Genomic DNA, 25,514 nt, shown 5'->3' on the forward strand with positions numbered 1-25,514 from the left:
TGGATAATAAAACCCATTATAACATAAAAGAAACGGCTGTCGAAATCCAGCCGTTCATGCGGACGCTCCGCTAATGATCCCGATTCATCAGATAATCGGCGATTCCAAGCAGACGGCAGTCTGCGGAGAACCCGGCGTCCAGCAGGGCGTCCCGCGCCTCCGCGGTCAGACGCGCCGCCTCCCGCCGCGATTCCTCCAGCCCCAGCAGATACGGATACGTCACCTTCTGCTGCTGAATATCGCTGCCGACCGGCTTGCCGAGCTTGCTCTCGTCGCCGACAATGTCGAGAATGTCATCCTGAATCTGAAAAGCAAGGCCCAGCGCCGTCCCGAACCGGCGCAGCGCCGCAAGCTTCTCTTCGTCCGCTCCGGCGACCCGGCCTCCCGCAAGCAGCGAGAAGACGATCAGATCCCCCGTCTTGTGGAGATGAATATAGCGCAGCCGTTCAAGGTCCGTCTCGCCCTGTTCGCCTTCCATGTCGGCCACCTGGCCGCCGACCATGCCCCGCGGTCCCGCCATTGCCGAGAGGTCCTCGACGATGGACAGCACGCTCTCCGCCGGGACGCCGTGGCGGCGCGCCGCCTGAACCACGCTGTAGAACGCATGGGTCAGCAGCCCGTCGCCGGCCAGAATGGCCATGGCCTCTCCGAATACTTTATGGTTCGTCAGACGGCCGCGCCGGTAATCGTCATTGTCCATGGCCGGAAGGTCGTCGTGGATCAGCGAATACGTATGCACCATCTCCACCGCAGCCGCTACGGGCAGCGCGGCTTCCCGGCTGCCGCCGAGATCCTCGCAGGCCGCCACGACAAGAAGGGGCCGCAGTCTTTTGCCGCCGGCCTGCAGCGAATACGTCATCGCTTCAACCAGTGTCTGCGGCACCTGCCAGGTCTCCGGCAGCAGACGGCTCCACGCTTCGTCCAGCGTTCGGGCAATCTCTCCGATATAGCCCGTCAGCTCAGAAGGACTCATCGCCTTCCCCCTCCAGCGAACCGAAAGGCTTCTTGCGAAGCTCGCCGTCCTCTTCGACGATCATTTCGATCTTGCGTTCCACCTGCTCCAGCTTGGCGCCGCACAGCTGCGAGAGCTGCATGCCCTGCTGGAACAGATCAATGGCCTTCTCCAGCGGCACATCGCCGTGCTCCAGCTCGCGGACGATCAGCTCCAGCTTGTCCATTGCTTCTTCAAATCCCAGTTCCGCTTCCTTCGCCATGTTGGCTACCCTCCTCTTTCAATCCCCAGACCTGACAATTCAGCTCGCCGTCCTGAAGCTTCACATTCACCATATCGCCGGGCTGCACGGCGGCCACCGACTGGATGAGCCGATCACCCTCCTCGTCGTAGACAAGGCCGTATCCGCGCGCCATAACCTTGAGCGGACTGAGCGCGTCCAGCTGGCGCAGCTCGGCGCCAAGCCGGTGGCGCCGCCGCTCCACCTGCGCGTCCATCGCGCGCAGCAGATCCCGGCGCGCCCCTTCGGCGCGCCGCTTCGCCAGCGTCACCGCGCCGTGCGGGTGACGCCGCTCCAGGCGGCCGGTCAGCGCCGCCTGAAGCGAATGCGCCCGGGCGGCGCGCGCCTTGGCCGCGCCGCCGAGGCGGCCACGCAGATGGTCCAGCCTCTGCGCGTGCTGGAGCAGGTACCGGCGCGGGTTCACCAGCACCGGGGACCGCTGCAGCGCGGCCAGCCGCTCGCGGCCGCGCTGGGACCGCCGCTGCAGGCCAAGCCGCAGCCGGCGCTCCAGCGTGCCGAGCTGTGAGCGCAGCTCGGCTGCGCTTGGCACGGCCAGCTCCGCAGCGGCCGTCGGCGTCGCGGCCCGAAGGTCGGCCGCGAAATCGGCGATCGTAAAGTCCGTCTCGTGGCCGACCGCCGAGATGACGGGAATCCGCGACGCCGCGATGGCCCGGGCGACCGGCTCCTCATTGAACGCCCACAGCTCCTCCAGGGAGCCGCCGCCGCGGCCGACAATCAGCACGTCGGCTTCGCCTTCGGCGTTCAGGGCCTGAAGGGCCCGCACCACCGAAGCGGCGGCTCCCTTGCCTTGAACCAGCACAGGATACAGTACAACCGCGGCCGCCGGATAGCGGCGGCGCAGCGTCGTCAGGATGTCCCGCACGGCCGCTCCCGTCGGCGAAGTTACCACGCCGACCGTACGCGGATAGCGCGGGAGCGGGCGTTTGCGGCCGCTGTCGAACAGCCCTTCCTTCTCCAGCTTGACCTTCAACTGCTCATAGGCCAGATACAGGCTGCCGATTCCGTCGGGCTGCATCTGGGTCGCGTAGAATTGATACTGGCCGTCCCGCTCGTAGACGGTGACATTGCCTCTGGCAATGACGCGGGAGCCTTCTTTCGGAACGAACGGCAGCCGCTGATTGTGCGAGGCGAACATGATCGCCTTGATCCGGCTGGTCTCGTCCTTCAACGTGAAGTACATATGTCCGCTGCCGTGATGCGTGAAGTTGGAGATTTCCCCGCGGATCCACACATCGGACAGGACGAGATCGGAGTCCAGCTTCATCCGGATGTACCGGTTCAGGTCCTTGATCGAGAAAATCTTCCGCTCCGCCATAAGCTTGTCCTACTCCAGCCCGCGGCGGCGCTTGGCCGCCGTCAGCGTGTTCACCATCAGCATCGTAATTGTCATCGGACCGACGCCTCCGGGAACCGGCGTGATATATCCGGCGGCTTCCTTGACGCTCTCGTAGTCCACGTCTCCCGCCAGCTTGCCGTTCTCGAGCCGGTTCATGCCGACATCGATGACGACGGCGCCCGGCTTCACGTACGAAGCGTCCACGAAGTTGGCGCGGCCAATGGCCACCACGAGCACATCGGCCTGACGGCACAGCTCCGGCATATTCTGCGTGCGGGAATGGCACATGGTGACCGTCGCGTTCTCACGCTGGAGCAGCAGGGATACCGGCTTGCCGACGATGTTGCTGCGGCCGATGACAACGGCGTGTTTGCCGGCAAGATCAAGCCCGGTGCGCTTGATCAGCTCGATCACGCCGGCAGGCGTGCACGGCAGCAGGCTGTCGTCGCCGATCACCAGATTGCCGACGTTGACGGGGTGGAAGCCGTCGACGTCTTTTTCCACCGCAATGGCGTCAATCACGGCCTTCTCGTTGATATGCTTCGGAAGCGGAAGCTGGACCAGAATGCCGTCGATCTCGTCGGCGCGGTTCAGTTCCTCCACCAGCGCCAGCAGCTCCTCCTGGGAGGTGGAAGCCGGAAGCCGGTGGACTACCGAATGGAAGCCGAGGCTGAGACAGGTCTTCTCCTTGCTGTTCACATATACCTGGGAACCCGGATCTTCCCCGACCAGCACGACGGCCAGACCCGGCTTGACGCCGCGGACCGCAAGCCCTTCAACCTGTTTGGCAATATCTACACGAATTTCTTCGGACACAAGTTTACCGCTGATAATGGCTGCTGTCATGACGTTTCTCTCTCCCCTGTATTCAATAATGGTTATATTCAGGCACGCTCGCTCTTCAGCTTGTCCAGATCCTGGATCATTTTGCCCAGAACGCCGTTGACGAACTTGCCGGAGTCTTCGGTGCCGAAGTGCTTCGCCAGCTCGATGGCTTCATTGACGGATACCTTGGCGGGAACATCCTCTTGGGCGGCAAAAATCATCTCATACGCGGCCAGACGCAGCACCTGGCGGTCCACCCGGGACAGCCGGCTCATCTGCCAGTTCTTCAGATAGTGCTCCAGTATCTCGTCGATGGCGGGCTTGTTGGTCCAGATGCCGTTGACCTGCGACAGCACGTAATCCTTCATCTCCGGTTCGTTCGGAATGACACGCTCCGTCTCATTCTCCTCCGAGGCTTCGGCCAGCAGCATTTCCACCGCTTCTCCGCTCTCCACCTCATTCATCTCCATCTGATACAGCGTCTGCACGATGATCTCGCGCGCGGTTCTCCGTTTTAACATATACTCATTCCTTCCGCTTCAATAGCTGATGGCCGTATGGGCTTTGCCCCTTAGGCCGCTTTGTCTTATCATGCCTGTTTCGGTCTGAAATAAAAAACCGCGACCGCTTTCTTCCGTAGAATCAGCGTATCGTCAAGGTCTGCCAATGCCGCTCTCGGAAAAAAGCTATCGCGGTTCACTTAAACGGACGCCAGCCGGCGGATAGCCGGTCCAGAAGCTCCCGCCAGCCCGGCGAGCCGCTTCGGCCCTCATCCTTTCTCCGGCCCAGCGTATATCCGATGAACACTACCAGTGCAAAGAACAGCATATCCCAGAACCCGCTGATTAAATAAATCAGACCCAAAATGAAACCGAATGCCACACCGGCGATCCGGCCTCCGTGACTTTCCCATACTTCCTTCCAGAACATTCGGGAAACCCACCTCTATTCCACTCGACTTTTGAAGCTTGGCGCCTGTGTGAGATTGGCAATATAGACCGATACGTCCGCCACCGGAATGCCGGTGGTTTCCTGTACGAATTCATGCACCTGGCGCTGGACTTCTCCGGTCAGCAGCGGCAGCGAATGTTCGCCGTCCACAACGCCCCGGATCATGATCTCCAGTCCTGCCTGGGACACCCGGATGCGGGACTTCAGGTCCCGGATGCCCTTGACACGCCCGGCCGCCTTCAGACTCAGATTCTCAATCGTCTCCATCGAAATCTGGATGTCGCCGTATTCCGTCCGCTGGTCCACCGACAGACTGGAGGTGCGGTCGCGGCGCAGCGAGATATAGAAGAACCGCAGGCTGAGCAGAAGAAGCACGGCTGCCGCCGCGATCAGGAACGGAACGGCGGCATCCCAGTCCGGCACCAGATCGTCTTTCGCCAGGACGCCGGTCAGCAGGAGGATGGCGGCTGCCGAAAGAACTCCGATCGAAATGCTGTAAATAAACAGAAGAAGCCTGTCCACAATTTTAGCCAAAAGCCTCTTGCCTCCTTATCGGACGGTCCTGCCGTCCATGGGAATATCCGCACCCGCGAAGGCCCCCTGAGCACGCGGCTCGGGGGGCCGGGAAAGATGCGGATATTATTTGACGCGGACGCCCGAATCGGGGTCATCGATCTTGTCGGCGTTCTTGAACTGGACGTCGTGGATATGCACATTGACCTCCACTACCGTCAGTCCCGTCATCGTCTCGATGGACCGTTTGACGTTGCGCTGGATCTCGCCTGCGACTTCTGGAAGCCGATTGCCGTATTCGATAATGACCGATACGTCCACCGCGGCTTCGCGCTGGCCGACCTCGACCTTGACGCCCTTGGAGAGATTCTTGCGGCCGAGCAGCTCGACGATTCCGCCGGCAAAGCCGCCGCTCATTCCCGCCACTCCCTTGACCTCGACCGTCGCCAGGCCGGCGATGACCTCGATCACTTCAGGCGCGATCTGGATCTCGCCGATCTCCGTCCGTTCAAATTCTGTCGGCATTGTACTCATGTATGCCCCACACCTTTCAAAGTTGGATCACGTCTCTTAATTCATATACTATACCATTTGGCGTACTTTATGACAAACCTTCCGAAGCCCTGGTCAGACCTCGTAATCCTCGAGAAATTTGATGTCGAAATTGCCGTCGAGGAATACCGGATGCTCCAGAAGCCGCTGATGGAAAGGAATCGTCGTGTGGATGCCTTCAATCGCAAATTCGGACAGGGCCCGTCTCATCTTCTGGACGGCTTCTTGCCGCGTGGGGGCCCAGACAATGAGCTTGGCGATCATAGAATCATAGAACGGCGAGATCATGCAGCCGGGATAGGCCGCGCTGTCCACGCGGACGCCGAGTCCGCCGGGAGGCAGATAGAAGCCGATCTTGCCCGGAGAGGGCATGAACCCGCGCGCCGGATCCTCGGCATTGACGCGGCATTCGATCGCCCAGCCCTTGATCTCGATGTCTTCTTGGGTAAAAGAGAGCGGATGGCCTTCGGCGATAGAGATCATCTCCTTGATGAGATCGACGCCGGTCACCATCTCCGTCACCGGATGCTCAACCTGTATCCGGGTGTTCATCTCCATGAAATAGAAGCGGCCGTCGGGTCCCAGCAGGAACTCCAGCGTGCCTGCTCCCGAGTAGTTCACGGCCTGCGCGGCGCGCACGGCCGCCTCTCCCATCGCCGCGCGAATTTCGGGCGTCAGCACCGGGCAAGGCGCTTCCTCGACGAGCTTCTGGCGGCGGCGCTGTACGGAACAGTCCCGCTCACCGAGATGGACGACGTTGCCGTGGTTGTCGGCGATAATCTGAATTTCGACATGCTTCATGCCGGTCAGGAACTTCTCCAGGTACACCCCGGCGTTGCCGAAGGCCTTCTGGGCCTCCTGCTGGGCGGCGGTAATCTGCTTCACCAGCGCCTCTTCATCCTCGGCGATGCGGATGCCCTTGCCGCCGCCGCCTGCGGTTGCCTTCACGATGATCGGATAGCCGATCTCACGGCCAAGCTCCACCGCCTCCGCGATGTCGCCCACCAGTCCGTCGGAGCCGGGAATAACCGGCACGCCCGCCAGCTTCATCGTCTCCTTGGCAACCGCCTTGTCCCCCATCCGCGTAATCGCATCCGGGGAAGGACCGATAAAGGTAATGTTGCAGGATTCGCAGATCTCGGCGAAATCGGCGTTCTCGGCCAGAAAGCCGTAGCCGGGATGCACGGCGTCGCAGTCGGTCAGCGTAGCGACGCTCATAATATTGGTAAAGTTCAGGTAACTGTCCTTGGAAGGCATCGGTCCGATGCAGTAGGCCTCGTCCGCCAGGCGGACATGCAGCGAATCGCGGTCGGGTTCCGAATAGACCGCCACGGTCGAAATGCCCAGTTCGCGGCAGGCCCGGATAATCCGGACAGCGATTTCACCGCGGTTGGCGATCAGCACTTTTTGGATATTCATCTCGTTCCTCCTAAGCGATCTATTATTCCGGTCTCACCAGGAAGAGGGGCTGACCGTATTCCACAAGCTGTCCGTTCTCGGCAAGCACGGACACGATTTCGCCGCGCACCTCCGCCTCCAGCTCATTCATCAGCTTCATCGCTTCGATAATGCATACCGTCGTCTTCTCCGTGACCCGGTCGCCTGCGCTGACGAACGGCGGCTTGTCGGGAGAAGCGGCGGAATAGAACGTTCCTACCATCGGAGATACAATCTTATGTAGCCCGCTGTCCTGCGCCTCTGCCGGCGCTTCCGCAGCGGCGGGAGCCGGCGAAGCCGCAGTGCCTGCGGTCAAAACCGCAGCCTGCGGCGCCGGGGCCGGTGGGTACGGATACGGGTACAGCGGTGCCGCCGGACCGGGAGAAGCGGATTCCTGATGATCGGGCTTGCGGATGGCCAGCTTCATGCCTTCGCTCTCGACCACCAGCTCGTGCACGGATGAGGTCTGATCCAGCAATTTGATGAGTTCTTTGATTTCACTCAGTTTGAACATATCTATCAGTTCACTCCTTCAGCTTCATTCGGTCCGATATTTATGTATTACCAAGTCCCTATTATGCTTCATTTCCCGGCATTTTAAAAGCCCCTTAATTCCCTTCCGGCCCATTCGACGCCATCCGATCTCTCCCGACAAGCCGGGAGAAACTTCCCGGAACGCCCAAAAACCCCGGACCGGCCGGGGCTTTGGAAGGGAGGATTTGGCGTTTGGCTTACTGCTCGGAGACGTGCTGGACACTGATTTTGTCCTGGGTCACATTCAGCTCTTTGATGACCAGATCAATAATCCCGGCCGCCTGCTTGGCGTCAAGCTTGTCGCTCAGCACGACGACCTTGTACGCGTCGCCGCCGTCCTCTTTCACGACGGCCTCGCCGAACTGCTTTTGCAGCTTGGACTCAATGCTCTCGATAACCGCCTCGCGGTCTTCCAGCTTGCTCAGCTTCTCGGAGGCGGCCGCGCTCTCGGCCGGCGATTTGTCCATGTCGTTCATGATGGCCATCAGATCGTCGTGCTGCTTGATATTCTGCTGTTCCCGCTCAAGCATGTAGCTCTCGATCATCGCCGAAGCCGAAGCGTTTTGTGAGGCGACCTGGTTCAGCACCTCGGCGTCGCTCTTGCCGCCGCTCTTGGCGGTTGTGTCCGCTGCGCTCTTGGAAGCGTCGTCGCTCTTCGCCGTCTGATCCGCCGCAGGGTCAGCCGCCTTCTGCTCTCCGGCAGCCGCGGCATCCTTCGCGGCGGCCTTGTCGCTGCTTCCTGCGGCTGCCGTATCGCCCGCTGTCTGCTCCTCCTGGACAGCCGGGCTGTCTGCGGTGGCCGGGTCCTTGACCGCTGCCGGATCGGCGGCGGGATCGGCAGCAGTGCCGTCCGTGACGCCGGCATCGGCGGCGTCGGTCACTTCCGTGGCCACGGCGCCGTCTCCGGCTGCGACCTGGGGCAGCGCATCGGGCGCATTTTTGACGGAATCGACCTGAATGGTGCCTGCCGTCTCCTTGGGCGCGGTAGAGCCCGAATCCTCCGTGAACAGGTAATACGCCGACAGCACGACCATCAGACTGAGCATGGACACCAACCAGATTGTTTGTCTTTTGCCGTTCATTTGATTTCCTCCTTAATTATAGATCGCTATTATTCCTGCTTGCGCGGGACAACGGAAATCCGGTAGCCCGGCACGTTGAGCCCTTTCTCGACGGCGTCGATGATCAGGCTTCGCACCGTCCTGTTCTCTGCTCCCTTGGCGACGATCAGCACCCCGCGCACCTGCGGCTTGATCTTCTTGGTGACGATAGGAGTCTCCTCGCCGGACTGGCTGTAGGTCACGATGCTGCCGTCCCGGGTGTACTGCGTCGTATGCCGCTTGCCGCCGTTCGCATCCGTCTCGTCGCTGAGCTGCTGCGAGTCGTTCATGTTGCGCTGCACCACAATCTCTTCCGTAGAGTCCACCGTCACCATGATATCCACGGTTCCGACACCCACGATCTTCTCCAGAATCTCCTTCGTCCGGTCCTCCAGCACCTGCTCGATCGATCCGAAGCTGTCGGGGCTTCCGCCTTGTGCAATCGTTGTCCGGGCTTCCGCCGCAGGCGGCTCCCGCCCCGTATTCTCGCTGTCCAGCTTCTTGACATGCACGAAGGAATTGAACAGCATAATTGCCACGCCGAGCAGTCCGATAATAATGAGCCAGCGGAAGACCGAAGAGCGCTTCGGATTGCCGTCTCCGCCGCCGCCCGCCCATTGCTCGATCCGTTTCAGCCAGTTCCCCATGCCCCGCCCTCCTTCATCTGCTCCTTCTCTCCTACAAACGCCGGGAAGCCGCTTCCTCTTCTCCGGCGCCGACCACCTTCACCACGCCAGGCCCAAGCTCCCAGTCTTTCTCCAGCAGAGAGGCGACTTCCCGGGCTTCGCCGTCCCCCTCAGCTGCGCTTCCCGCCGGTCCGGCGGCCGGGACCGATTTCTCGTCCTCTCCGATCCGCACCGTTTCTATGGGAGCCACTTCAATCGGCGTCCCGTAGGAGCCCGCCTCCCCGTTGTCTGCGCCGCCGGAACCCGGCTCTCCCTCTCCGCTTCCGGACGGGCTTCCGGCCGCCGGGGCCAGTACGACCCGAACGGAAGAAATGACCGGGACCTCCGTTCCCGAAGCCCCCTCCTTCTGCACCGACAGCGCCACCGTGACGGTTACGCGGCGGCGGTCGGTTCCGGCGGCAACAATGTCTTCCTTCATCCGGACCGCCACTTCGGATGCAGCGAGCTTCAGACTCTCCCGCTGGCGTCCGGCCGACAGCTTCTGTCCTTCCGCCAGAATGGCTGCCAGATCGCTGCCGTCTTCCCGGCGGGCCGCCGCCGTCTCCTGTCTGGAGATGGCCTCCCCGAGCTCGGCGGCGGCGTTTCCCTTCAGCAGATCGACGATCGGACTGAGCATGGTCAGCAGCACCAGCAGGCTCAGGACCAGCCGGGCATACCGCTGCATGGCTTTGCCGGGCAGCAGCATTTCGACAAAGGAAGCCATCAGGACGATCAGCACCAGTTCCCGCAGCCAGCCTCCGAGCCAGCTCATATCCGTTCCCCCTTCTGCATGGGCGGGTCAGGTTAGGCCGAAGGACGGCTCCGCTCCCGCTATCTCATCATTACCGTGACATTGCCGGCGGCCAGCAGAATCGTTACCGCCAGGAAGAACATCAGCGATACGGCGGCCAGCGCCGCAAAGACGTACATCATGCTTTTGCCGATGGTCTGCAGGCAGCTCACGATCGGCGTGCCGCCCAGAGGCTGCATTACCGCTCCGGCTACGTTGTAAATGAGCGCCAGCACCAGAATCTTGATTGCCGGGAAGGCGCAGAGAAAGATGATGATGACGACGCCGGAGAGACCGATGGCGTTCTTGACCAGCACCGAGGCGGAGACGACGGTATCGGTGGCGTCCGCGAACATTTTGCCGATAACCGGGACGAAGTTGCCGCTGATGTATTTGGCCGCCCGCAGCGTCACGCCGTCGGTGACCGAGCTGGTGATGCCCCGCACCGAAATGACGCCGAGAAAGACGGTCAGCAGCACGCCGAGCGTACCCGATCCGAGACTGCGCAGCAGATTGGCCAGCTGGGTCAGCTTGTACTTGTCGGACATTGAGCTGACCAGATGCAGAATGGCCGAGAAGAACAGCAGCGGGAACACCAGCGTGTGGATCAGCGTCCCGACCGTATGGATCATGAAGACGATCAGCGGATGCGTCACCGAGACGGTAACCACGTTGCCCATGGAGGCCAGCAGGGCGAACAGCAGCGGGATCATCGCCAGCATAAAGTCGATCATTCGGTCAATGGCGTCCTTGGCGTATCCGATTGCAATGCTCACACTGTTGACCGCGATCACCAGCACGACCATATAACAGAGCCAGTAGGCGACCTGGCTGACCGTCTTGCGTTCAAAGGCGCTCTGCAGCGTCTCCAGAATCATGCTGAGCACGCTGATCATGACGATGGTTACCAGCAGCTTGCCGTTGTACATGACTTCATGCCAGGCGAAGTTCAGCAGTCCCGAGACCATCCGGCGGAAGCTGAGGCCGTCGCCCCCCGGGAGCAGCATATCCATCAGCGAAGGCGTGGCTCCATCCGGAAAAAATCCCCCGTAGTCCTTCATCAGCCGGTCCCAGTACTGCTCCACCTTGTCCTTGGGCAAATCGTCGATCTGCCCCTTCACCCATTCGTTGACGACCGATCCGCTGCCGCCCGCTCCCCCGGAAGGCTCCGGCGCGTCCGAGGAGCCGCCGGTTGCTCCGGCAGCAGCGCCGCCTTCGCTATCGGTCCCGTAGACCGAGTCGCCGGCGGCTCCGTCTTCGCTGACGGCGCCGGAACCGTCGGCGCTGCCCGTCCAGTCCGCCGCGTAGACCGCCCGCAAGGCGGCATGTTCCGCGGCATAAGCGCCGGCGAAGAAGGGCTCCGGCGGGCCGGTATCCGAAGGGACGGCGCCGGCCCGGGCACTGGCCGTTCCCGCTCCCAGGAGGAGCATCTGGGCCAGCGCCAGTGCCGCGAAGAGAGCGAGGGCTGCGCCGCGCACGGGAGGAAGACGGAATCTGTTCCGGCGGGAACCCCTCCGCATGTTCAACTCCTCCTCTCCTGGTTGGCCGCGCCCGGCGGCGGTCTGTCGCCGCCGGTCCTTCAGGCCGGCAGCAGCTTCATCACGGTTTCGATAATGATGCTGATAATCGGCACCGCCAGCGTCATAATCAGCACTTTGCCCGCGAGCTCGATTTTGGAAGCGATGGATTCCTGTCCGGCGTCCCTTACAATCTGGGCGCCGAATTCTGCGATGTAGGCGATCCCGATAATCTTGAACACCGTCTTCAGATAGATCAGGTTCATGCCCGAAGATTCCGCCACCCGCCGAAGCGTATCGAGAATGACCTCGATCCGCCCGATCAGGAACAGGAAGATCAAGAGGCCTGCCGTTACGGCCAGCAGAAAGGCGAAGATCGGCTTCTGTTCCTTCAGGACCAGAATCAGCACAGTGGCGAGCAGCCCGATTCCCACAATTTGAATGATCTCCATGGGCGCCCTATTGGAACAGGAAGATGGACTTGATTTCGGTCAGCAGGCCATCCAGCATGCGGATAACCATGAACAGCACGACTACGAAGCCGATAAGCGTTACCCAGTGGGCGATATCTTCCTTGCCCATCTGCTTCAGAACGGTATGAATCATGGCAATGATGATGCCGATCCCGGCGATCTGGAAGATGGCGTTGACATCTATGTTCATGTGCGGCACCTCGCTAAAAAATCAGGATGACGATCAGCGCTCCGAGCAGGAGCCCCAGGCTTCTGCACATCTTCTCGTATTTGCTCTGGTCCTCGCGGGCCGATATCTCTTCCTGGCCGAGCTGCCGGAGAGCCATGGCGATATGGCTCGTCTGATCGGCGCGGTCGCTGGTGCCGAGCGTGCAGCCGAGCTGGCGCAGCACCTCCCGCTCCGGCGCCTTCATCGCCGTCGTCTTCCAGAGCGCCTCCATCGCCAGCTCCAGTCCTTCCTGGGCCGATGCGCTTCGCGGCGGATTCATCTCCGACGCCGCCCGGCTGAAGAAGCCGCGCAGCGGTTCCCGGCACTGCTGGGCAATCCGCCGCATCGCTTCGGGCAGCGGCGTGTATCCGTAGCGGATCTCGGTCTCCAGCCGCTGCAGGGCCGCGATCAGGCCGCGGATCTGGCGGGGACGGTCCGCATACTGCCTCGCCTGGGCGAAGCCGGCCAGCGTCGCCGCCAGCAGCACAAGCGATGCGCCCAGCAGCTTAAGCATCGGGCCGACCTCCTCCGGAGCCCGCCGCCCGCGGCTGGAGAAGCGGGCGCCTCCGGCCGTCCAGCACCTGCCAGGCCAGTCCACGCGCCGTCCGGTTCAGAATGATGTAGCGCTCGAACAGCCCCTGTTCGATGATCCGGCCGAGCGCGGGACGGCGGGCCAGCTCCGCGATCTCCCGGCCGTGGGCCGTCGCCAGAACGGAGATGCCGGCGTGAAGCGCCTCGGTGATCGCCTCCGCATCCTCGTGCCGCCCGATCTCGTCGGCAATCAGCACTTCCGGGGACAGCGAGCGAATCATCATCATCATGCCTTCCGCCTTCGGGCATCCGTCGAGCACATCGGTTCGCGGCCCCAGATCGAAGGCGGGAACGCCCCGGCGGCTGCCGGCGATTTCGGAGCGCTCGTCCACGATGCCGACCTTGAATCCCGGCCTCCCGCCGGCGGCAGCCGGTCCGCGCTCCCCGGCCGAAATCTGCCGGGCCAGGTCGCGGAGCAAGGTGGTCTTCCCGTGCTGCGGAGGCGACAGAATGAGCGTATGCAGAATTCTCGCGCCCCCCCGTTCTACCAGATGGGGGAGCACTCCGCTTCCCAGGCCCCGTACCTCGCGGGCAATCCGGACGTTGAAGCCGGTAATGTCGCGGAGATAGGCGACGCTTCCCCCTTCCAGAACCGCCCGGCCCGCCAGCCCGATCCGGTGTCCGCCCGGAATGGTAATGAAGCCGCGGCGCAGTTCCTCCTCCATCGTGTACAGCGAGTGGTTGCTGATGAGATCCAGCATCCGCCGGCTGTCCTCGCGGTCCGGCCGGAACGCCTCCTCCGGCACATCGGTCAGGCTTCCGGCGGGAGTGACAAAATGATAGGCTCCGGAGAGATTAATCTCCAGCGGCCTGCCTTCCCGGAGGCGGACCTCCTCGGTGCGGGCCGACAGTTCCCGGGGAAGCCGGGCAAGAATCGCCCGCACTTGCTCCGGCAGCAGTTCCATCCATTCTTCGGCCATATTCGGTACCCCCAAACTCTCCTCTGTGACAAGCTGTAATTCATTTCTATGCTTGTACGCCGCCGATCATGACTACCAATCTATCATTTCTTCAGAATTCCGTATAAAAGACAGGCGACCCCGGCGCCGATCCAGCCGAGCTTCCCCCAGGATAGCTCCTGGGCCATTCCGGTCAGACCGACGGCCGTTGTCAGGATCAGCACGGTCGGACCGACCAGCGCCAGACCCGAGTTGACCGCCAGCGCCTTGTCGACCTGGTTCAGCCTCAGCATGATCAGCGCCGCTGCAATCTCGATGCTTCCCGAGATCATGCGGAGCGCTGCCATCCAGCTCACATACTTGTCCACTTTCACCCCTCCTTGCCTCGAAGGCCCCTTATCCTTGCCACTCTCAACCATATGCCGGTCCCTGCGACTTTAGACGGCGGAATTCGGGACATACTAGTGTGAAAGAAATCATAGTCCAGGACTATATAAAAAAATATCATCGGTATGATAAAATAATTTTGGCCTTATCGCGCCGGATTCAAGTCAAAAGAAGGAAAGGGTTAAAATCAGATGAATATGCGTCAGCTGGAAAGCCGGGTAGCGGCCAATGCCGCAGCCAGAACCGCCATGGAAATGTGCGTCGTCGTCTTCTCGGCTTTTCTGGTCGCGGCGGGGCTGCGGCTGTTCCTGATCCCGCATCAGCTCCTGAGCGGAGGAGTAGCAGGCACCGCTTCCGTCATCGGGTATCTCACCAATCCAAAGTACATTTCGCTCTTCTATTTCGGAATCAATTTGCCGATTCTGCTGTGGGGACTGGTCGCGGTCGGCAAGAAGTACATTTTCTTCAGCATGCTGTCCGTCGCCTCGACGACCTGGTTCCTGAACGTCATCCCGCTCGTGAAGCTGACCCAGGACCCGATCCTGGCCAGCATCTTCGGCGGCGTAATCATGGCCGGGGGCATCGGCCTCAGTCTGCGCGCGGGCGGCTCCACCGGAGGCTTCGACATTCTGGGCTCGATCATTACCCGCAAGCACGACGTGCCCATGGGCACCGTACTGTTCGTGATGGACGGACTGGTGATTCTGACGCTCGGCTTTATGAAGAGCTGGGATTCTGCCCTGTACGCCATGCTGTGCACCTTCGTCAAGACGCGGGTAGTGAACATGATTTATATCCGTCATGTGAAGCTCACCTGCTTCATCGTGACGAAGCACAGAGAGGAAATGCTGGAGCGGCTGAACCGGCTGCCGCACGGCGTCACCGTCGTCAATGCCGAGGGCGGATACAGTCATGAGGGAAATACGATGCTGATGACCGTTACAACGCGCTATGAGCTTGCGGAGCTTCGTAAGGCGATCCGGGAGATCGACTCGTCGGCCTTTGTGAACGTGCTGGAGACGGTCGAGATTATGGGGAGATTCCGGAGGCTGGCCTGAATCAAGTCCGGGGCTGTTGGGAAAAAGGGCACACATAGAGAAAAGGCCGACTCTCTCGAGTCGGCCTTTTCTCTATGAATGACCGCTTAGCGCCGGTCCTGCGGTCCGCCCACAAAGGCCTTCTCGCTGGTATCAAGACCGTAGGCGGTATGCAGCGCCTGAATAATCTCGTTCAGACGGCCCGCTTCCACGACGCAGGATACTTTGATTTCGGAGGTGCTGACCATCTTGATGCTGATGCCGAGTCTGGAGATGACATCGAACATTTCGGCGGCGACGCCCGGATGACTGACCATGCCGGCGCCGACGATGGAGATTTTCACCAAATGGTCTTCGGAAGTAACTTCCCGGTACGGCAGCTCCGCGCGGATCTCGCGGATTACATCCATGGAACGCTGCATCTCATCCAGCGCTACGGTGAAGGAGAAATCGGCTTCGCCGTCCTGTACCCCGCTCTGTACAATAATATCGACGTTGATTCCCTCTTCGGCCAGCTTCCCGAATACCTTGGCCAGTACCCCCGGCGTATCGGCTGCTCCGAGAATGCTGATCCGGGCCACGTTCTTGTCGTAGGCGATGCCGCTCACGGCCACACCCTGTTCCATGCTTGCTTCCTCCTTCACCACTGTGCCTTCCGTTTCATTGAAGCTTGACCGCACGACCAGCTTGACCTGATAGCGCTTGGCATATTCCACCGCGCGCGGATGCAGCACGGCGGCCCCCAGATTGGCCAGCTCCAGCATTTCATCATAGGAAATTTCATTCAACTTGCGGGCGGTCTTCACGATCCGGGGATCGGTGGAATACACGCCGTTCACATCGGTATAGATCTCGCACACATCCGCCCGGATGGCCGCCGCCAGCGCAACCGCCGTCGTATCGGAGCCGCCGCGTCCGAGCGTCGTAATCTCGCCTTCCTCCGTCATGCCCTGGAATCCGGCCACAATTACGATCCGGTCCTTTTCCAGCGCTTCCAGCACGCGGCGGGGTTCAATTTCTTGGATCCGGGCCTTGCCGTGGGTGCCGTCCGTGCGGAACCCGGCCTGCCAGCCCGTATAGGAGACGGCGGAGCGTCCCAGACCGTGCAGCGCAATCGACAAGAGAGCGACCGAAATCTGCTCCCCGGTCGTCATCAGCATGTCCATCTCGCGCGCGGGCGGCTGCGAATGAAGCAGCTTCGCCTGGTCGATCAGATCGTCCGTCGTATCGCCCATCGCCGAAACCACGACCACGCACCGGTGGCCCTCATCCTGTTTCGCCGCGATGCGCCGTGCGACGCGCAGCATCCGTTCGGTGTCCCCGACGGAGCTCCCCCCGAATTTCATGACATAAAGTGACAAGCCTCTCTCACTCCCAACTTCATTCTGTACAGCGGTGGCCATGCGGTTTCCCGCTTTAAACCAGTATAATACGAAAGTGACCGAATGCGTTAACCTTTTCCGAATATTCTCCACACAAAAAACCGCCCGGAGCTGTATGCTCCGGGCGGTTCGCCATCCGTATACGCAGCAGAACTACGCGCGCGAGACGTATTTGCCTTCGCGGGTGTCGATCAGCAGCACGTCGCCTTCGTTGATGAAGAGCGGAACCTGAACGCTGTGGCCGGTCTCCAGCTTGGCGTTCTTGGTAGCGCCCTGGGCGGTATTGCCCTTCACGCCCGGCTCGGTCTCCACGACCTTCAGCTCAACGCTTGTCGGCAGGTTGATGCCCAGAATTTCGCCCTGGTAGCTGACGATATTCACAGTCATGTTCTCCTTCAGGAAGTTCAGCTCCCACTCCAGCTGCTGGGCATCCAGCGTGAACTGATCGTAGGTCTGGTTATCCATGAAGACATGTTCCTGGCCGCTGGCATACAGATACTGCACGCCGCGGTTCTCGATGATGGCGCGGCCGATCGTTTCGCCCGCACGGAATGTGCGCTCTACGGTGTTGCCGTTGCGCAGGTTCTTCAGCTTGGAGCGGACGAACGCCGCGCCCTTGCCCGGTTTGACGTGCTGGAAATCCAGTACGGTGAAGATATCGCCGTCGACCTCGACGGTCAGGCCTGTTTTGAAATCGTTAACTGAAATCACGAATAAATCCCTCCTGAAATAAGTGGTCTACAGCACGGTGTATTCTTTGGAAGAGCGGGTCAATCTTCGCACGCCGGTATCGGTGACCACCACATCGTCCTCGATACGGACGCCGCCGATCCCTGGTAAATAAATACCCGGTTCTACGGTTACCACCATACCCGGCTGCAAAATATCGTCGCTCATCTTGGACAGGCGCGGCCATTCATGCACTTCCATGCCCAGTCCGTGTCCCGTACTGTGGCCGAAATACTCGCCGTAGCCGTACCGCGTGATGATATCGCGCGTCAGCGCGTCGCATTCGCGCCCGGTCATGCCCGGCTTGATCTGCTCCAGCGCGTGAAGCTGGGCCTCCAGCACAATATCGTAAATCTCCTTGAGCTTCGGAGCCGCTTCGCCCACCGCCACCGTCCGGGTCAGATCGGAGCAGTAGCCGTCCAGGAGCGCGCCGAAATCGAAGGTGACCAGATCGCCGGATTCGATCACCTTGCCGCTGGCTACGCCGTGCGGCATCGCCGAACGGACGCCGGAGGCGACAATCGTATCGAACGAGGACGAAGTCGCTCCGCGGCTGCGCATGTAGAATTCCATTTCCAGGTCCACATCGCGCTCGGTCATGCCCGGCTTCACAATCCCCAGGATATGACGGAAGGTGTCGTCGGCCAGGTCCGCCGCCCGCTGCATAATCTCCAGTTCCGAATCGTCCTTGATCATGCGCAGATCTTCGACCAGCTTGGACGAAGGAACCAGCTTCGCCGCTCCTTCCAGCGCCTCGGCATAAGCGGCGTAAGCCGCATAGGTCACGTCGTCCTGCTCGAAGCCGAGCAAGGCGGATCCGCCGCCGGGCAGCAGGGAACGAACCGTGTCGATGAACCGGGGAGCGTGCTCCACGATTTTGAAGCCGTCCGTCTGATCCGCCGCCTGGGTCATATAGCGGAAGTCGGTCAGAAAATAGCTGTTGTCAGGCGTAATCAGCACATAGCCCGACGAGCCGGTGAACCCGGTCAAATAGCGGCGGTTCACGCCGCTTGTAATCAGCATTGCTTCCAGCCCGCGGTCCTGAAGGGCCTGGCGAAGCTTGGAGACACGATTGTTGCCCATCTACAATTCTCCTCTCGCAAATAGCCACATTGTATTTTAACATAGGGCTATGTCCTTGAGAAGTTTTTTGTCGGTCATGCGATGCTCGTCCGGGTCTCCCGCTTGCGCTCATCGGTGAACTCAATCGCAGCCGTGTATCCGATGAACAATCCCCACAGCAGATAGAGGCAGAATTCGCAGATGACCGAGTTCCAGGGCAGGCGCATCGGCGGCTGCAGAAGAAAGATCCGGGAACCTGCGAGAAAGAGAATCGCCCACCACAGAATTCCGTAGCACATCCCCGGCCAAGGCCCTTTCAGCTTGCGGAACACAAGCACATACAGAAAGGTGGCGGCGACCGAGAAGAGAATGAATAACAGATACCCGGCGAGCTGGCCCGCGGTTGTCTTCAGAAAGTCATGCCGCAGGAACGGTTCTCCCAAGTATCCCGGCACCACGCGAGTGAACTTCAGCGCCGCCATCAACCAGTGCACCCCGCCCCAAATGAAGCCTGCAAAAAAACCCACTTCCAGAGAGAATGCCGCAATGCCGGTCTTCTCCCGTCTCTGGCTCCTACTGGACATTATGGAACCCCGCTTTCGCATCATAAGTATCGTCTCTCCGGAGAACCGGAAAGACCGGATAAATACAGTATGTGCAGGAAGCCCCCGATCCAACTAGAAAAAGGCACAAAAATTAGATACAATGGTTCCTGTAAGCATTCATTAATCTGCGGGAAGGTGAACCGGTTGTCCCAAGAAACTCCGAGTTACGGCGGTCAAGCCGTCATTGAAGGCGTTATGTTCGGCGGCAAGCACGTTAATGTGACGGCTGTGCGTCGGAAGAGCCAGGAAATTACGTTCTTGGAGGTGCCAAGAAGCGACCAGCGCTGGGTGACCAAGCTGCGCCGGATTCCGCTGCTTCGCGGCATTGTCAGTATTATAGATTCCAGCGCCAAGGGCTCCAAGCACCTCAACTATTCGGCCGAAGCCTATGCCGAGGACGAAGTAACCCCCGAAGAGAGGGCGCAACGCGAGCTCGAGAAGGCGAACGAAGCGAAGAAGAAGGAAGCCAAGGAGAAGGAAGAAGGCTTCAGCATCGGCATGATGCTGGGCGTGGCGGTAATGGGCATACTTTCCTTTGTAATGGGCAAGCTTATTTTTACACTCGTTCCGGTATTCGTAGAGAACTTTCTGTTCAAAGACGCTTTCGACGGTTATATTCTTCATAATCTGGTCGAAGGCGCCATCAAGCTGATCCTGCTGCTGGTCTACCTGTGGATCATCTCCCAGACTCCGGTCGTCAAGCGCCTCTTCCAGTACCACGGAGCGGAGCACAAGGTCATCAGCGCCTTTGAAGCCGGCGATGAGCTGACCGTGGAGAACGTGCAGAAGCATAGCCGGCTGCATTACCGCTGCGGAAGCAGCTTCATGATGCTGACGATTGTGCTGGGCGTCGTTATCTATTCGTTCGTTCCCTGGGATAACCTTTGGGATCGGATCATTCAGCGCCTCGTGCTTCTCCCGGTCGTGATCGGGGTGTCTTTTGAAGTGCTGAAGGGAACCAACGCTCTGCGCGATGTCCCGGTGCTGCGCTATCTGGGTTACCCGGGACTGTGGCTGCAGCTTCTGACCACGAAAGAGCCCAAAGACGATCAGGTCGAGGTCTCGATTGCCTCGTTCAACCGGATGAGAGAGCTGGATGCGGCTTACGAGCAGGGATTAATCAAGAACGAAACCGTAACTGGAGGCATTTTGGACCCCGTGAAAGGATGAGTCTCCGATGAAAAAGCATGCTGCGGTTTTTTGGACCACCATAACGCTGGCGGCAATCGGTCTGATCGCTGGACTCGTGAACAATCCGTACGATTTGCTGCGCGCGCTGCTTATCCCCGCCGTTCTGACGGCGGTGCTGTTCCTGCTCTATAAATATCCGCCCCGGCGGTATGCCGGAGGACGTTCGTCCAAGATCAAGGTCAAGCCTTCTCAGAAGACGATGGCCAAGATGGCCGGCATCCGCAAGACATCCGCTCCGACGAAGCGGAAGAGCTATCCGTTCCAGGTGATTGAGGGCAGCAAGGGCAAGAACGACGAGCAGCTTCCCAAATACCATTAAAAGACGCCGCGGCCGATGAATTCCGCCAGGCGCACCGATCCCCTCCCGCTGCCCGGGAGGGTTTTTTTTGAGGTCAGCACGGATAACGCCATTCCCGGAAGAATGCCGCCCCGGCCTCGTACCCGGCAGCATACAGGGCGCTGCTCTCTTCGGAAGTCAGCTCGAATTGGACCGTGCGGATGCCCAGGGTCGGCACCTTGACGGTGTGCATCCGCTTCTCCTGTTCGATATAGCGCTCGTCGTGGGCGGACAGCATCGTTCCGACCATCGCCTGAAGCATGCTGAACGGGCCCCGAATCCGGTGTGCGGCCGGTTCGGGACGACCGACCATCTGGAAGCCGACCGGCGGAATGCTGCCACCGTCCTCCTCCACCCCCTCGAACAGCCAGATTGGGAAATTGCTGAGGAGACCGCCGTCCACCATATAGACGAGCTGATCGGAAAAAGATCGCCCCTGGGCGGCATCGCCGCTGCGCCGAAGGACGACCGGATCAAAGAAATACGGAATGCTGCAGCTGATCCGCACAGCTTTGGCTACCTCGAAGGCATCGGGATCGATGCCGTACGGCCGCAGCCCGTCCGGGAGAACCACCAGGCGGCCGTCGCTGATATCCGAAGCAATAATTCGCAGTCGGTCCTTCGGAAGATCACGGAACGTCACCACCCCTTTTTTCCGGAGAATGCCTCGAATCCAAGCCTCCAGAGCTTCGCCTGAATACAATCCTTTCTTCAGCATGACCCGGAGCGCCGGGCCTAATAGAGCGGTATTGAAGATCGGGGCCCGGCGCAGGAAGGAGCGAAACGACGTCTGCCGGATAATCGTTCCCATCTCCTCTCCCGTGTACCCCGCAGCGAGCAGCGAAGCCACAATGGAACCGGAAGAGGTTCCCGCGACGCGGTGAAAGACGCAGCCGGCCTCTTCGCAGGCCTGCACCGCTCCCGCCAGGGCAATCCCCTTGACCCCGCCCCCCTCGAACACCCCATTGATCCTCATAAATAAGCCCAACCTCCCGTTCCATAGACACTACTGCTTATCTATGACGCGGGAGGCGGGCTTTATGCTTGATTTATTGCCGCCGATCAGGACTGAAAGTAGGCTTTTAGCAGATCGGAGATGCCGTACGGATTGCGGGTGACCAAATCCCCGGCCCGGAACAGAATGCTTCCGGCTACCCCTTCCTTGGAGGCGTTGTACTGCAGCTGGCGGATCAGTTCATCCGGGTTCAGCCAGGCTTTGTCCGAGTCGGCCCCTACCTTGTAGGCAGCCATCCCGATATACAGTTTGACCCCGGTTCCGGCCACTTCTTGGGTCCACCAATCGACCAGCTTGTCGTACCGGACCGCACTGTTGGTCAGACTCCAGTACACCTGCGGAGCCACATAGTCGATCCATCCCTGTCTGATCCAGGTCCGGACATCGGCGTACATGCTGTCGTAGGCCGTCACGCCGGCCGTTGTATCCGAGCCGGTGCTGTCGGTCTTGGCATTGCGCCAGACTCCGAAGGGACTGATGCCGTAAGCGACGGCCGGCTTCAGTTCATGGATCTGCCGGCCGAGGTCCCGGACGAAGCGGTTGATATTATCCCGCCGCCAATCGGCTTTGAGCGCGATTCCGTCCGGATTGTAGGCGGCGAAGGCCGCGTCGTCCGCGAAGGCGGCGCCCGACGGATAGAAATAGTCGTCGAGATGGACGCCGTCGATGTCATAGCCCCGCACCGTCTCCAGGATAGTATCGATAATATGCTGGCGGGCAGCCGGGATGCCCGGATTGATATACATCTTGTCGTTGGCCTTCACGATCCATTCGGGATGGGCATTCACGACATGAAGACTGGACAGGGCCGACAGCGTAGCCGCCTTCGTGTCGGTCGTCGCCCGGAACGGGTTGAACCAGGCATGGAACTGCATGCCCCGTTCATGCGCCGCCGCCACCATGAAGGCCAGAGGATCATACCCGGGCTCAACGCCCTGCTTGCCGCTCAGCGCTTTGGACCACGGCACGATGGTGGACGGATACAGCGCGTCGCCAGACGGGCGAAGCTGAACGAAGACGGCGTTGAAGCCGACGGCCTTCAGCTTGTCCAGCATGGCGGTGAATTCCTGCTTCTGCCGGTCCGGATTGCCGGCCGCCCCTGCGGACGGCCAGTCCAGATTGAAGACGGTCGATATCCAGACGCCTCTCAGCCCGTCTGCTGCCCCTCCGGCGCTTCCCGTCGTCGGACGGGAAGGCGAGGGGATGACCGGCGCGCTTGGCGCGTTCGGCACCGGAACGGTCGGTGCAGACGGCTGCGCCGTCTCGGCGCCGGAGTAGAGCCGGACGGTCCGCGCCGCCTTGTCCCACACCACCTGCATGCCCAGCTGCTCGGAGACGAAGCGAATCGGCACCATGATCCGGCCCTGCCGGATCACCACCGAGGTGTCGAGGGCAATCCGGTCTCCATCCACGAGAGCGGTCTTTTGGCCGCTTGTCAGACTCATCGCCGTGCCGTTCTTCGAGATTGACACCGTCTTGGTCTGCTGATTCCACTGGACCCCGGCTCCCAGCCCGCGGCTGATGACAGCCAGCGGCACCATCGTGACGTTGGACGAAGTCAGATAAGGCGGAACATCGCTCTCCAGCCGGCTTCCGTCCAGTTCAAGACCGATAACGGCCGAAGCCGCCCGCGCCCCTCCGGCAGACAGCGCCGGCAGCACCAGCGCCAGCAGCAGAAGCGGCAGCAACCATTTTCGTATACGCAAGATACAGTCCCTCCATTTGGTATAAACTACATGTTTGGACGTCCCGGAGGCCAAAAGGTTGCGATACGAGGCCAACTTGGGCAGCATGGATCAGATGCCGTTCCGCCGCATGGGAACAAGTGCCCCCCGATACAGAACGGCAGCAGCCGCTGCAATCAGGACCACACCCATGAGGGCGGGAGTCGCATGGCCCAGCGCCGCATACAGCTGCCCGCCGGCGAGCGGCCCGGCAATCCGGGCCAAAGCTTGTATCGACTGGCTGCCGCCGAGCACGCTTCCCTGTTCTCCGGGACCGGCGGTTTTGGAGATCATGCCGTTGCAGGAAGGTCCGTAGATCGAATCGCCGAAGCCGTAGACGAAGATCCCGAGGATAACCAGCCCGTACGAGGAGAACCAGGCGGACGCGGCAATGAAGGCGTATCCGGCGATTTCGGCCCCCATGCCCAGCACCGCAATCGGCGCATCGCCGAGCTTCTTCAGCAGCTTCGGCATCACAAGGCTCTGGGAGAGAATATCCTGTATTCCGATAATCGAGAGAATCAGTCCGATTCGGGCAGGCGGCCAGTGAAACGTATCGAGGGTAAATTGCGGGAAGATGGCCTGCAGAGATCCGCTCGGCACCCAGACGAGGAAGGCAGAGAGCAGCAGCAGATTGAGGGGTCTTACGGACAGGACTTTGCCAAGCCGGTTCAGCGGATTCAGCTGAGAAATCGCCAGACGCGGGCGCCGGTTCGTCCGGTCCAGGCTCTCCGGCATGAAGAAGAAACCGACGGTTACATTCACCAGGGTAAGTGCTGCCCCCGCGAACATCGGCGCCGGATAACCGAGACCGGCGATCAGGCCGCCGGCAACCGGACCGATGGCAGAGCCTGCGCCCGCAGCCGCACTCACCCACCCGAACGTTCGGGTGCGCTGCTCGCCGGGCGTGATATCGGCAAAATAGGCGAAGAGCATGCTGATGCTCCCGCCGGCCAATCCTTCAATGATCCGTCCGGCGAACAGGACCCACAGCGCTCCCCCGATGCCGATCATCAGATAGCCGATTGCGGAGCCGGTCAGACAGAGGAGCAGAACGGGACGGCGGCCATACCGGTCGCTCAGCGCTCCGAGTCCGGGAGCGGCCATAAATACGCAGAGCGCATAGACGGAGGTCAGCAGCGTCACCGCGATGGCCTGGTCCCCCGGACGGGTGACATAAGGCTCTACCAGGAACGGAACGACAGGCATTACGATGCTGAAGCCCATCCCGCACAAGAACACAGAGACGAGACCGAACAACCAAGCCTTGGACATATTTATTCCCCTTTGTTTGACAATATTGTTTCCTTGGAAGCAATATAATCCTATCATCATTTTGCTTCCTCGGCAACAATAATTTCATCATAAAAAAACAGCCCTCTCATTCAAGTGGGCTGTCCCTGCTTCTTGATCTCCGCATCCAAGTGGCTGCTGTACTTCTCGATGAACCGCAGCATGCCGTCGAACTGTTCTTCCGTCACCTCTTCAAATACCGCCTGATCCCGCTCCCGGAACTCGCGGTGAAGCTCCTCGTGTATCCGGTAGACTTCCTCTCCCTGCCGGGTCAGCCTGAAGTAGATCTCCTTCTTGTTGTCGGGCTTGCGGTAGCTTTCGATCAGCCCCTTCTGCAGAAGCTTCTTCGTAATCTTGCTTATTGCGCCGCTGGTCATATAGAGAGATTCCGCCAGCCGGGTCACGTTGGAGTCGGCCTGTCTTCCAATGAACTCGATGCAGTGAACCTCGGAAGGCTTGTGTCCCTCCAACTGGATTTCCATCTTCGTCTTGTTCAGCCACACCATCTTGTTGAACAAATCCCGGAAGCCCGTCATCACCTGTTCTTTCTTGTCCACTGCCTTTCCCCCTGTCAAAAAGGCGGCCCTTCGGCCGCCGCTGTCGATCGTTATCCGTTTAAGCGGGCAGGCCCGCTCAGTTCTCGCTGCCGATCTCTCCGTGAAGATTCCGAAGCGCTTGCACCCTCGCTTCGTCCTGGCGGAAATACTCCACCAGCGTCTCGATCCGGGTGATGGAATCCCAACTTAAGTGATGCTCGATCCCCTCCACATCCCGGTAAATATTCTCCTCATGCACGCCGATCATGGTCAGGAATTCTTCAAGAAGCTGGTGGCGGTCCACCAGACGCTTCCCTACTTTCTTGCCTTTGCTCGTCAGAATAAGCCCGCGGTATTTCTCATAGATCAAATACTCGTCCTTATCCAGTTTTTGGATCATCTTGGTGACGGAAGAGGGATGCACCTCCAGCCCCTCGGCGATATCCGAAACCCGCGCATAGCCCTTCTCGTCGATGAGCTTGTAGATGCGCTCCAAATAATCCTCCATGCTGGGTGTTGGCATGCCCTTAACCTCTTTTCTCATAGTTGCCGCAGCGCCCCGGCGCGGCTTG

General features: G+C 60.3%; 31 protein-coding genes. 3 read left to right on the plus strand and 28 right to left on the minus strand.

What is annotated here, in order from left to right:
* Nucleotides 1-70 precede the first annotated feature (70 nt).
* The 19 genes from RBI05_RS03815 to RBI05_RS03905 all read right to left on the minus strand — a co-directional run bounded on the left by RBI05_RS03815 (nucleotide 71) and on the right by RBI05_RS03905 (nucleotide 14,063).
* Nucleotides 71-973, minus strand: a complete 903-nt coding sequence (locus RBI05_RS03815; protein WP_310550179.1) for a polyprenyl synthetase family protein — start codon at nucleotides 971-973, stop codon at nucleotides 71-73.
* Complete coding sequence (gene xseB / locus RBI05_RS03820; protein ID WP_150456764.1) at nucleotides 960-1,214, minus strand: exodeoxyribonuclease VII small subunit; 255 nt, start codon at nucleotides 1,212-1,214, stop codon at nucleotides 960-962. Before xseB ends, RBI05_RS03815 begins: the two co-directional genes overlap by 14 nt.
* Nucleotides 1,186-2,568: an exodeoxyribonuclease VII large subunit gene (xseA, locus tag RBI05_RS03825; protein ID WP_310550180.1), complete on the minus strand. Its 1,383-nt coding sequence runs from the start codon at nucleotides 2,566-2,568 to the stop codon at nucleotides 1,186-1,188. Before xseA ends, xseB begins: the two co-directional genes overlap by 29 nt.
* Before the next feature lie 9 nt (nucleotides 2,569-2,577).
* Nucleotides 2,578-3,435 carry a bifunctional methylenetetrahydrofolate dehydrogenase/methenyltetrahydrofolate cyclohydrolase FolD gene (folD, locus tag RBI05_RS03830; RefSeq protein ID WP_310550181.1) on the minus strand — a complete coding sequence of 286 codons (858 nt, stop codon included), beginning with the start codon at nucleotides 3,433-3,435 and terminating at the stop codon, nucleotides 2,578-2,580.
* Between the two features lie 38 nt (nucleotides 3,436-3,473).
* Nucleotides 3,474-3,935: a transcription antitermination factor NusB gene (gene nusB, locus RBI05_RS03835; protein WP_310550182.1), complete on the minus strand. Its 462-nt coding sequence runs from the start codon at nucleotides 3,933-3,935 to the stop codon at nucleotides 3,474-3,476.
* Between the two features lie 175 nt (nucleotides 3,936-4,110).
* Complete coding sequence (locus RBI05_RS03840; protein ID WP_150456768.1) at nucleotides 4,111-4,344, minus strand: DUF2273 domain-containing protein; 234 nt, start codon at nucleotides 4,342-4,344, stop codon at nucleotides 4,111-4,113.
* Between the two features lie 15 nt (nucleotides 4,345-4,359).
* Nucleotides 4,360-4,899 carry an alkaline shock response membrane anchor protein AmaP gene (gene amaP, locus RBI05_RS03845; RefSeq protein ID WP_310550183.1) on the minus strand — a complete coding sequence of 180 codons (540 nt, stop codon included), beginning with the start codon at nucleotides 4,897-4,899 and terminating at the stop codon, nucleotides 4,360-4,362.
* Between the two features lie 105 nt (nucleotides 4,900-5,004).
* The gene (locus RBI05_RS03850; protein ID WP_310550184.1) at nucleotides 5,005-5,412 is read right to left on the minus strand and encodes an Asp23/Gls24 family envelope stress response protein; all 408 of its coding nucleotides are present in this window, start codon (nucleotides 5,410-5,412) and stop codon (nucleotides 5,005-5,007) included.
* 93 nt (nucleotides 5,413-5,505) lie between these two features.
* Nucleotides 5,506-6,849, minus strand: coding sequence for an acetyl-CoA carboxylase biotin carboxylase subunit (gene accC / locus RBI05_RS03855; protein WP_150456771.1), 1,344 nt, complete (start codon nucleotides 6,847-6,849; stop codon nucleotides 5,506-5,508).
* A gap of 22 nt (nucleotides 6,850-6,871) precedes the next feature.
* Nucleotides 6,872-7,381 (minus strand): acetyl-CoA carboxylase biotin carboxyl carrier protein, encoded by a 510-nt coding sequence (accB, locus tag RBI05_RS03860; RefSeq protein ID WP_150456772.1) that lies wholly within the window; start codon nucleotides 7,379-7,381, stop codon nucleotides 6,872-6,874.
* 217 nt (nucleotides 7,382-7,598) lie between these two features.
* A complete protein-coding gene (locus RBI05_RS03865; protein WP_310550185.1) occupies nucleotides 7,599-8,483 on the minus strand; it encodes a SpoIIIAH-like family protein in 885 nt (294 codons plus the stop codon).
* A gap of 29 nt (nucleotides 8,484-8,512) precedes the next feature.
* A complete protein-coding gene (gene spoIIIAG / locus RBI05_RS03870; protein WP_150456774.1) occupies nucleotides 8,513-9,148 on the minus strand; it encodes a stage III sporulation protein AG in 636 nt (211 codons plus the stop codon).
* A gap of 31 nt (nucleotides 9,149-9,179) precedes the next feature.
* Nucleotides 9,180-9,938, minus strand: a complete 759-nt coding sequence (gene spoIIIAF / locus RBI05_RS03875; RefSeq protein WP_310550186.1) for a stage III sporulation protein AF — start codon at nucleotides 9,936-9,938, stop codon at nucleotides 9,180-9,182.
* A gap of 59 nt (nucleotides 9,939-9,997) precedes the next feature.
* Nucleotides 9,998-11,476, minus strand: a complete 1,479-nt coding sequence (spoIIIAE, locus tag RBI05_RS03880; RefSeq protein ID WP_310550187.1) for a stage III sporulation protein AE — start codon at nucleotides 11,474-11,476, stop codon at nucleotides 9,998-10,000.
* Nucleotides 11,477-11,535: 59 nt separating this feature from the next.
* The gene (spoIIIAD, locus tag RBI05_RS03885; RefSeq protein ID WP_150456776.1) at nucleotides 11,536-11,925 is read right to left on the minus strand and encodes a stage III sporulation protein AD; all 390 of its coding nucleotides are present in this window, start codon (nucleotides 11,923-11,925) and stop codon (nucleotides 11,536-11,538) included.
* A gap of 7 nt (nucleotides 11,926-11,932) precedes the next feature.
* Nucleotides 11,933-12,136, minus strand: a complete 204-nt coding sequence (gene spoIIIAC / locus RBI05_RS03890; RefSeq protein ID WP_150456777.1) for a stage III sporulation protein AC — start codon at nucleotides 12,134-12,136, stop codon at nucleotides 11,933-11,935.
* A gap of 13 nt (nucleotides 12,137-12,149) precedes the next feature.
* Nucleotides 12,150-12,668 carry a stage III sporulation protein SpoIIIAB gene (gene spoIIIAB, locus RBI05_RS03895; RefSeq protein WP_150456778.1) on the minus strand — a complete coding sequence of 173 codons (519 nt, stop codon included), beginning with the start codon at nucleotides 12,666-12,668 and terminating at the stop codon, nucleotides 12,150-12,152.
* Complete coding sequence (gene spoIIIAA, locus RBI05_RS03900; RefSeq protein WP_310550188.1) at nucleotides 12,661-13,665, minus strand: stage III sporulation protein AA; 1,005 nt, start codon at nucleotides 13,663-13,665, stop codon at nucleotides 12,661-12,663. The genes spoIIIAB and spoIIIAA overlap by 8 nt, the downstream gene beginning before the upstream one ends.
* An 83-nt stretch (nucleotides 13,666-13,748) precedes the next feature.
* Nucleotides 13,749-14,063, minus strand: coding sequence for a YqhV family protein (locus RBI05_RS03905; protein WP_408638290.1), 315 nt, complete (start codon nucleotides 14,061-14,063; stop codon nucleotides 13,749-13,751).
* Between the two features lie 159 nt (nucleotides 14,064-14,222).
* Between RBI05_RS03905 and RBI05_RS03910 the strand changes: the two genes are divergently transcribed.
* A complete protein-coding gene (locus RBI05_RS03910) occupies nucleotides 14,223-15,089 on the plus strand; it encodes a YitT family protein (RefSeq protein WP_150456781.1) in 867 nt (288 codons plus the stop codon).
* Between the two features lie 86 nt (nucleotides 15,090-15,175).
* Here RBI05_RS03910 and RBI05_RS03915 read toward each other — a convergent pair whose 3' ends face one another.
* From RBI05_RS03915 to RBI05_RS03930, 4 genes are all read right to left on the minus strand, one after another.
* Nucleotides 15,176-16,429 carry an aspartate kinase gene (locus RBI05_RS03915; protein WP_150456782.1) on the minus strand — a complete coding sequence of 418 codons (1,254 nt, stop codon included), beginning with the start codon at nucleotides 16,427-16,429 and terminating at the stop codon, nucleotides 15,176-15,178.
* Between the two features lie 174 nt (nucleotides 16,430-16,603).
* Complete coding sequence (gene efp / locus RBI05_RS03920) at nucleotides 16,604-17,161, minus strand: elongation factor P (RefSeq protein ID WP_150456783.1); 558 nt, start codon at nucleotides 17,159-17,161, stop codon at nucleotides 16,604-16,606.
* Nucleotides 17,162-17,188: 27 nt separating this feature from the next.
* Entirely contained in the window at nucleotides 17,189-18,262 is a 1,074-nt protein-coding gene (locus RBI05_RS03925) for a M24 family metallopeptidase (protein ID WP_310550189.1), read from the minus strand.
* Between the two features lie 74 nt (nucleotides 18,263-18,336).
* The gene (locus RBI05_RS03930) at nucleotides 18,337-18,825 is read right to left on the minus strand and encodes a YqhR family membrane protein (protein WP_150456785.1); all 489 of its coding nucleotides are present in this window, start codon (nucleotides 18,823-18,825) and stop codon (nucleotides 18,337-18,339) included.
* Nucleotides 18,826-19,041: 216 nt separating this feature from the next.
* Here RBI05_RS03930 and RBI05_RS03935 point away from each other — a divergent pair, with 216 nt between their 5' ends.
* On the plus strand, nucleotides 19,042-20,016 hold the full coding sequence (locus tag RBI05_RS03935) for a DUF1385 domain-containing protein (RefSeq protein WP_408638302.1): 975 nt from the start codon (nucleotides 19,042-19,044) through the stop codon (nucleotides 20,014-20,016).
* 7 nt (nucleotides 20,017-20,023) lie between these two features.
* Nucleotides 20,024-20,356 carry an SA1362 family protein gene (locus RBI05_RS03940; protein WP_150456787.1) on the plus strand — a complete coding sequence of 111 codons (333 nt, stop codon included), beginning with the start codon at nucleotides 20,024-20,026 and terminating at the stop codon, nucleotides 20,354-20,356.
* Between the two features lie 73 nt (nucleotides 20,357-20,429).
* On the opposite strand, the gene RBI05_RS03945 is transcribed toward RBI05_RS03940, so the two are convergent.
* The 5 genes from RBI05_RS03945 to mntR form a co-directional block, all read right to left on the minus strand.
* Nucleotides 20,430-21,350 carry a patatin-like phospholipase family protein gene (locus tag RBI05_RS03945; protein WP_310550190.1) on the minus strand — a complete coding sequence of 307 codons (921 nt, stop codon included), beginning with the start codon at nucleotides 21,348-21,350 and terminating at the stop codon, nucleotides 20,430-20,432.
* 86 nt (nucleotides 21,351-21,436) lie between these two features.
* Nucleotides 21,437-23,095 carry a family 10 glycosylhydrolase gene (locus RBI05_RS03950; RefSeq protein ID WP_310550191.1) on the minus strand — a complete coding sequence of 553 codons (1,659 nt, stop codon included), beginning with the start codon at nucleotides 23,093-23,095 and terminating at the stop codon, nucleotides 21,437-21,439.
* Nucleotides 23,096-23,185: 90 nt separating this feature from the next.
* Entirely contained in the window at nucleotides 23,186-24,388 is a 1,203-nt protein-coding gene (locus RBI05_RS03955) for an MFS transporter (protein WP_310550192.1), read from the minus strand.
* Between the two features lie 110 nt (nucleotides 24,389-24,498).
* Nucleotides 24,499-24,963: a MarR family transcriptional regulator gene (locus RBI05_RS03960; protein ID WP_310550193.1), complete on the minus strand. Its 465-nt coding sequence runs from the start codon at nucleotides 24,961-24,963 to the stop codon at nucleotides 24,499-24,501.
* A gap of 76 nt (nucleotides 24,964-25,039) precedes the next feature.
* A complete protein-coding gene (gene mntR / locus RBI05_RS03965; RefSeq protein WP_310550194.1) occupies nucleotides 25,040-25,465 on the minus strand; it encodes a transcriptional regulator MntR in 426 nt (141 codons plus the stop codon).
* Nucleotides 25,466-25,514: the final 49 nt, after the last annotated feature.

The sequence above is a fragment of the Paenibacillus glufosinatiresistens genome (assembly GCF_031470375.1).
Lineage (GTDB): Bacteria > Bacillota > Bacilli > Paenibacillales > Paenibacillaceae > Paenibacillus_AQ > Paenibacillus_AQ glufosinatiresistens.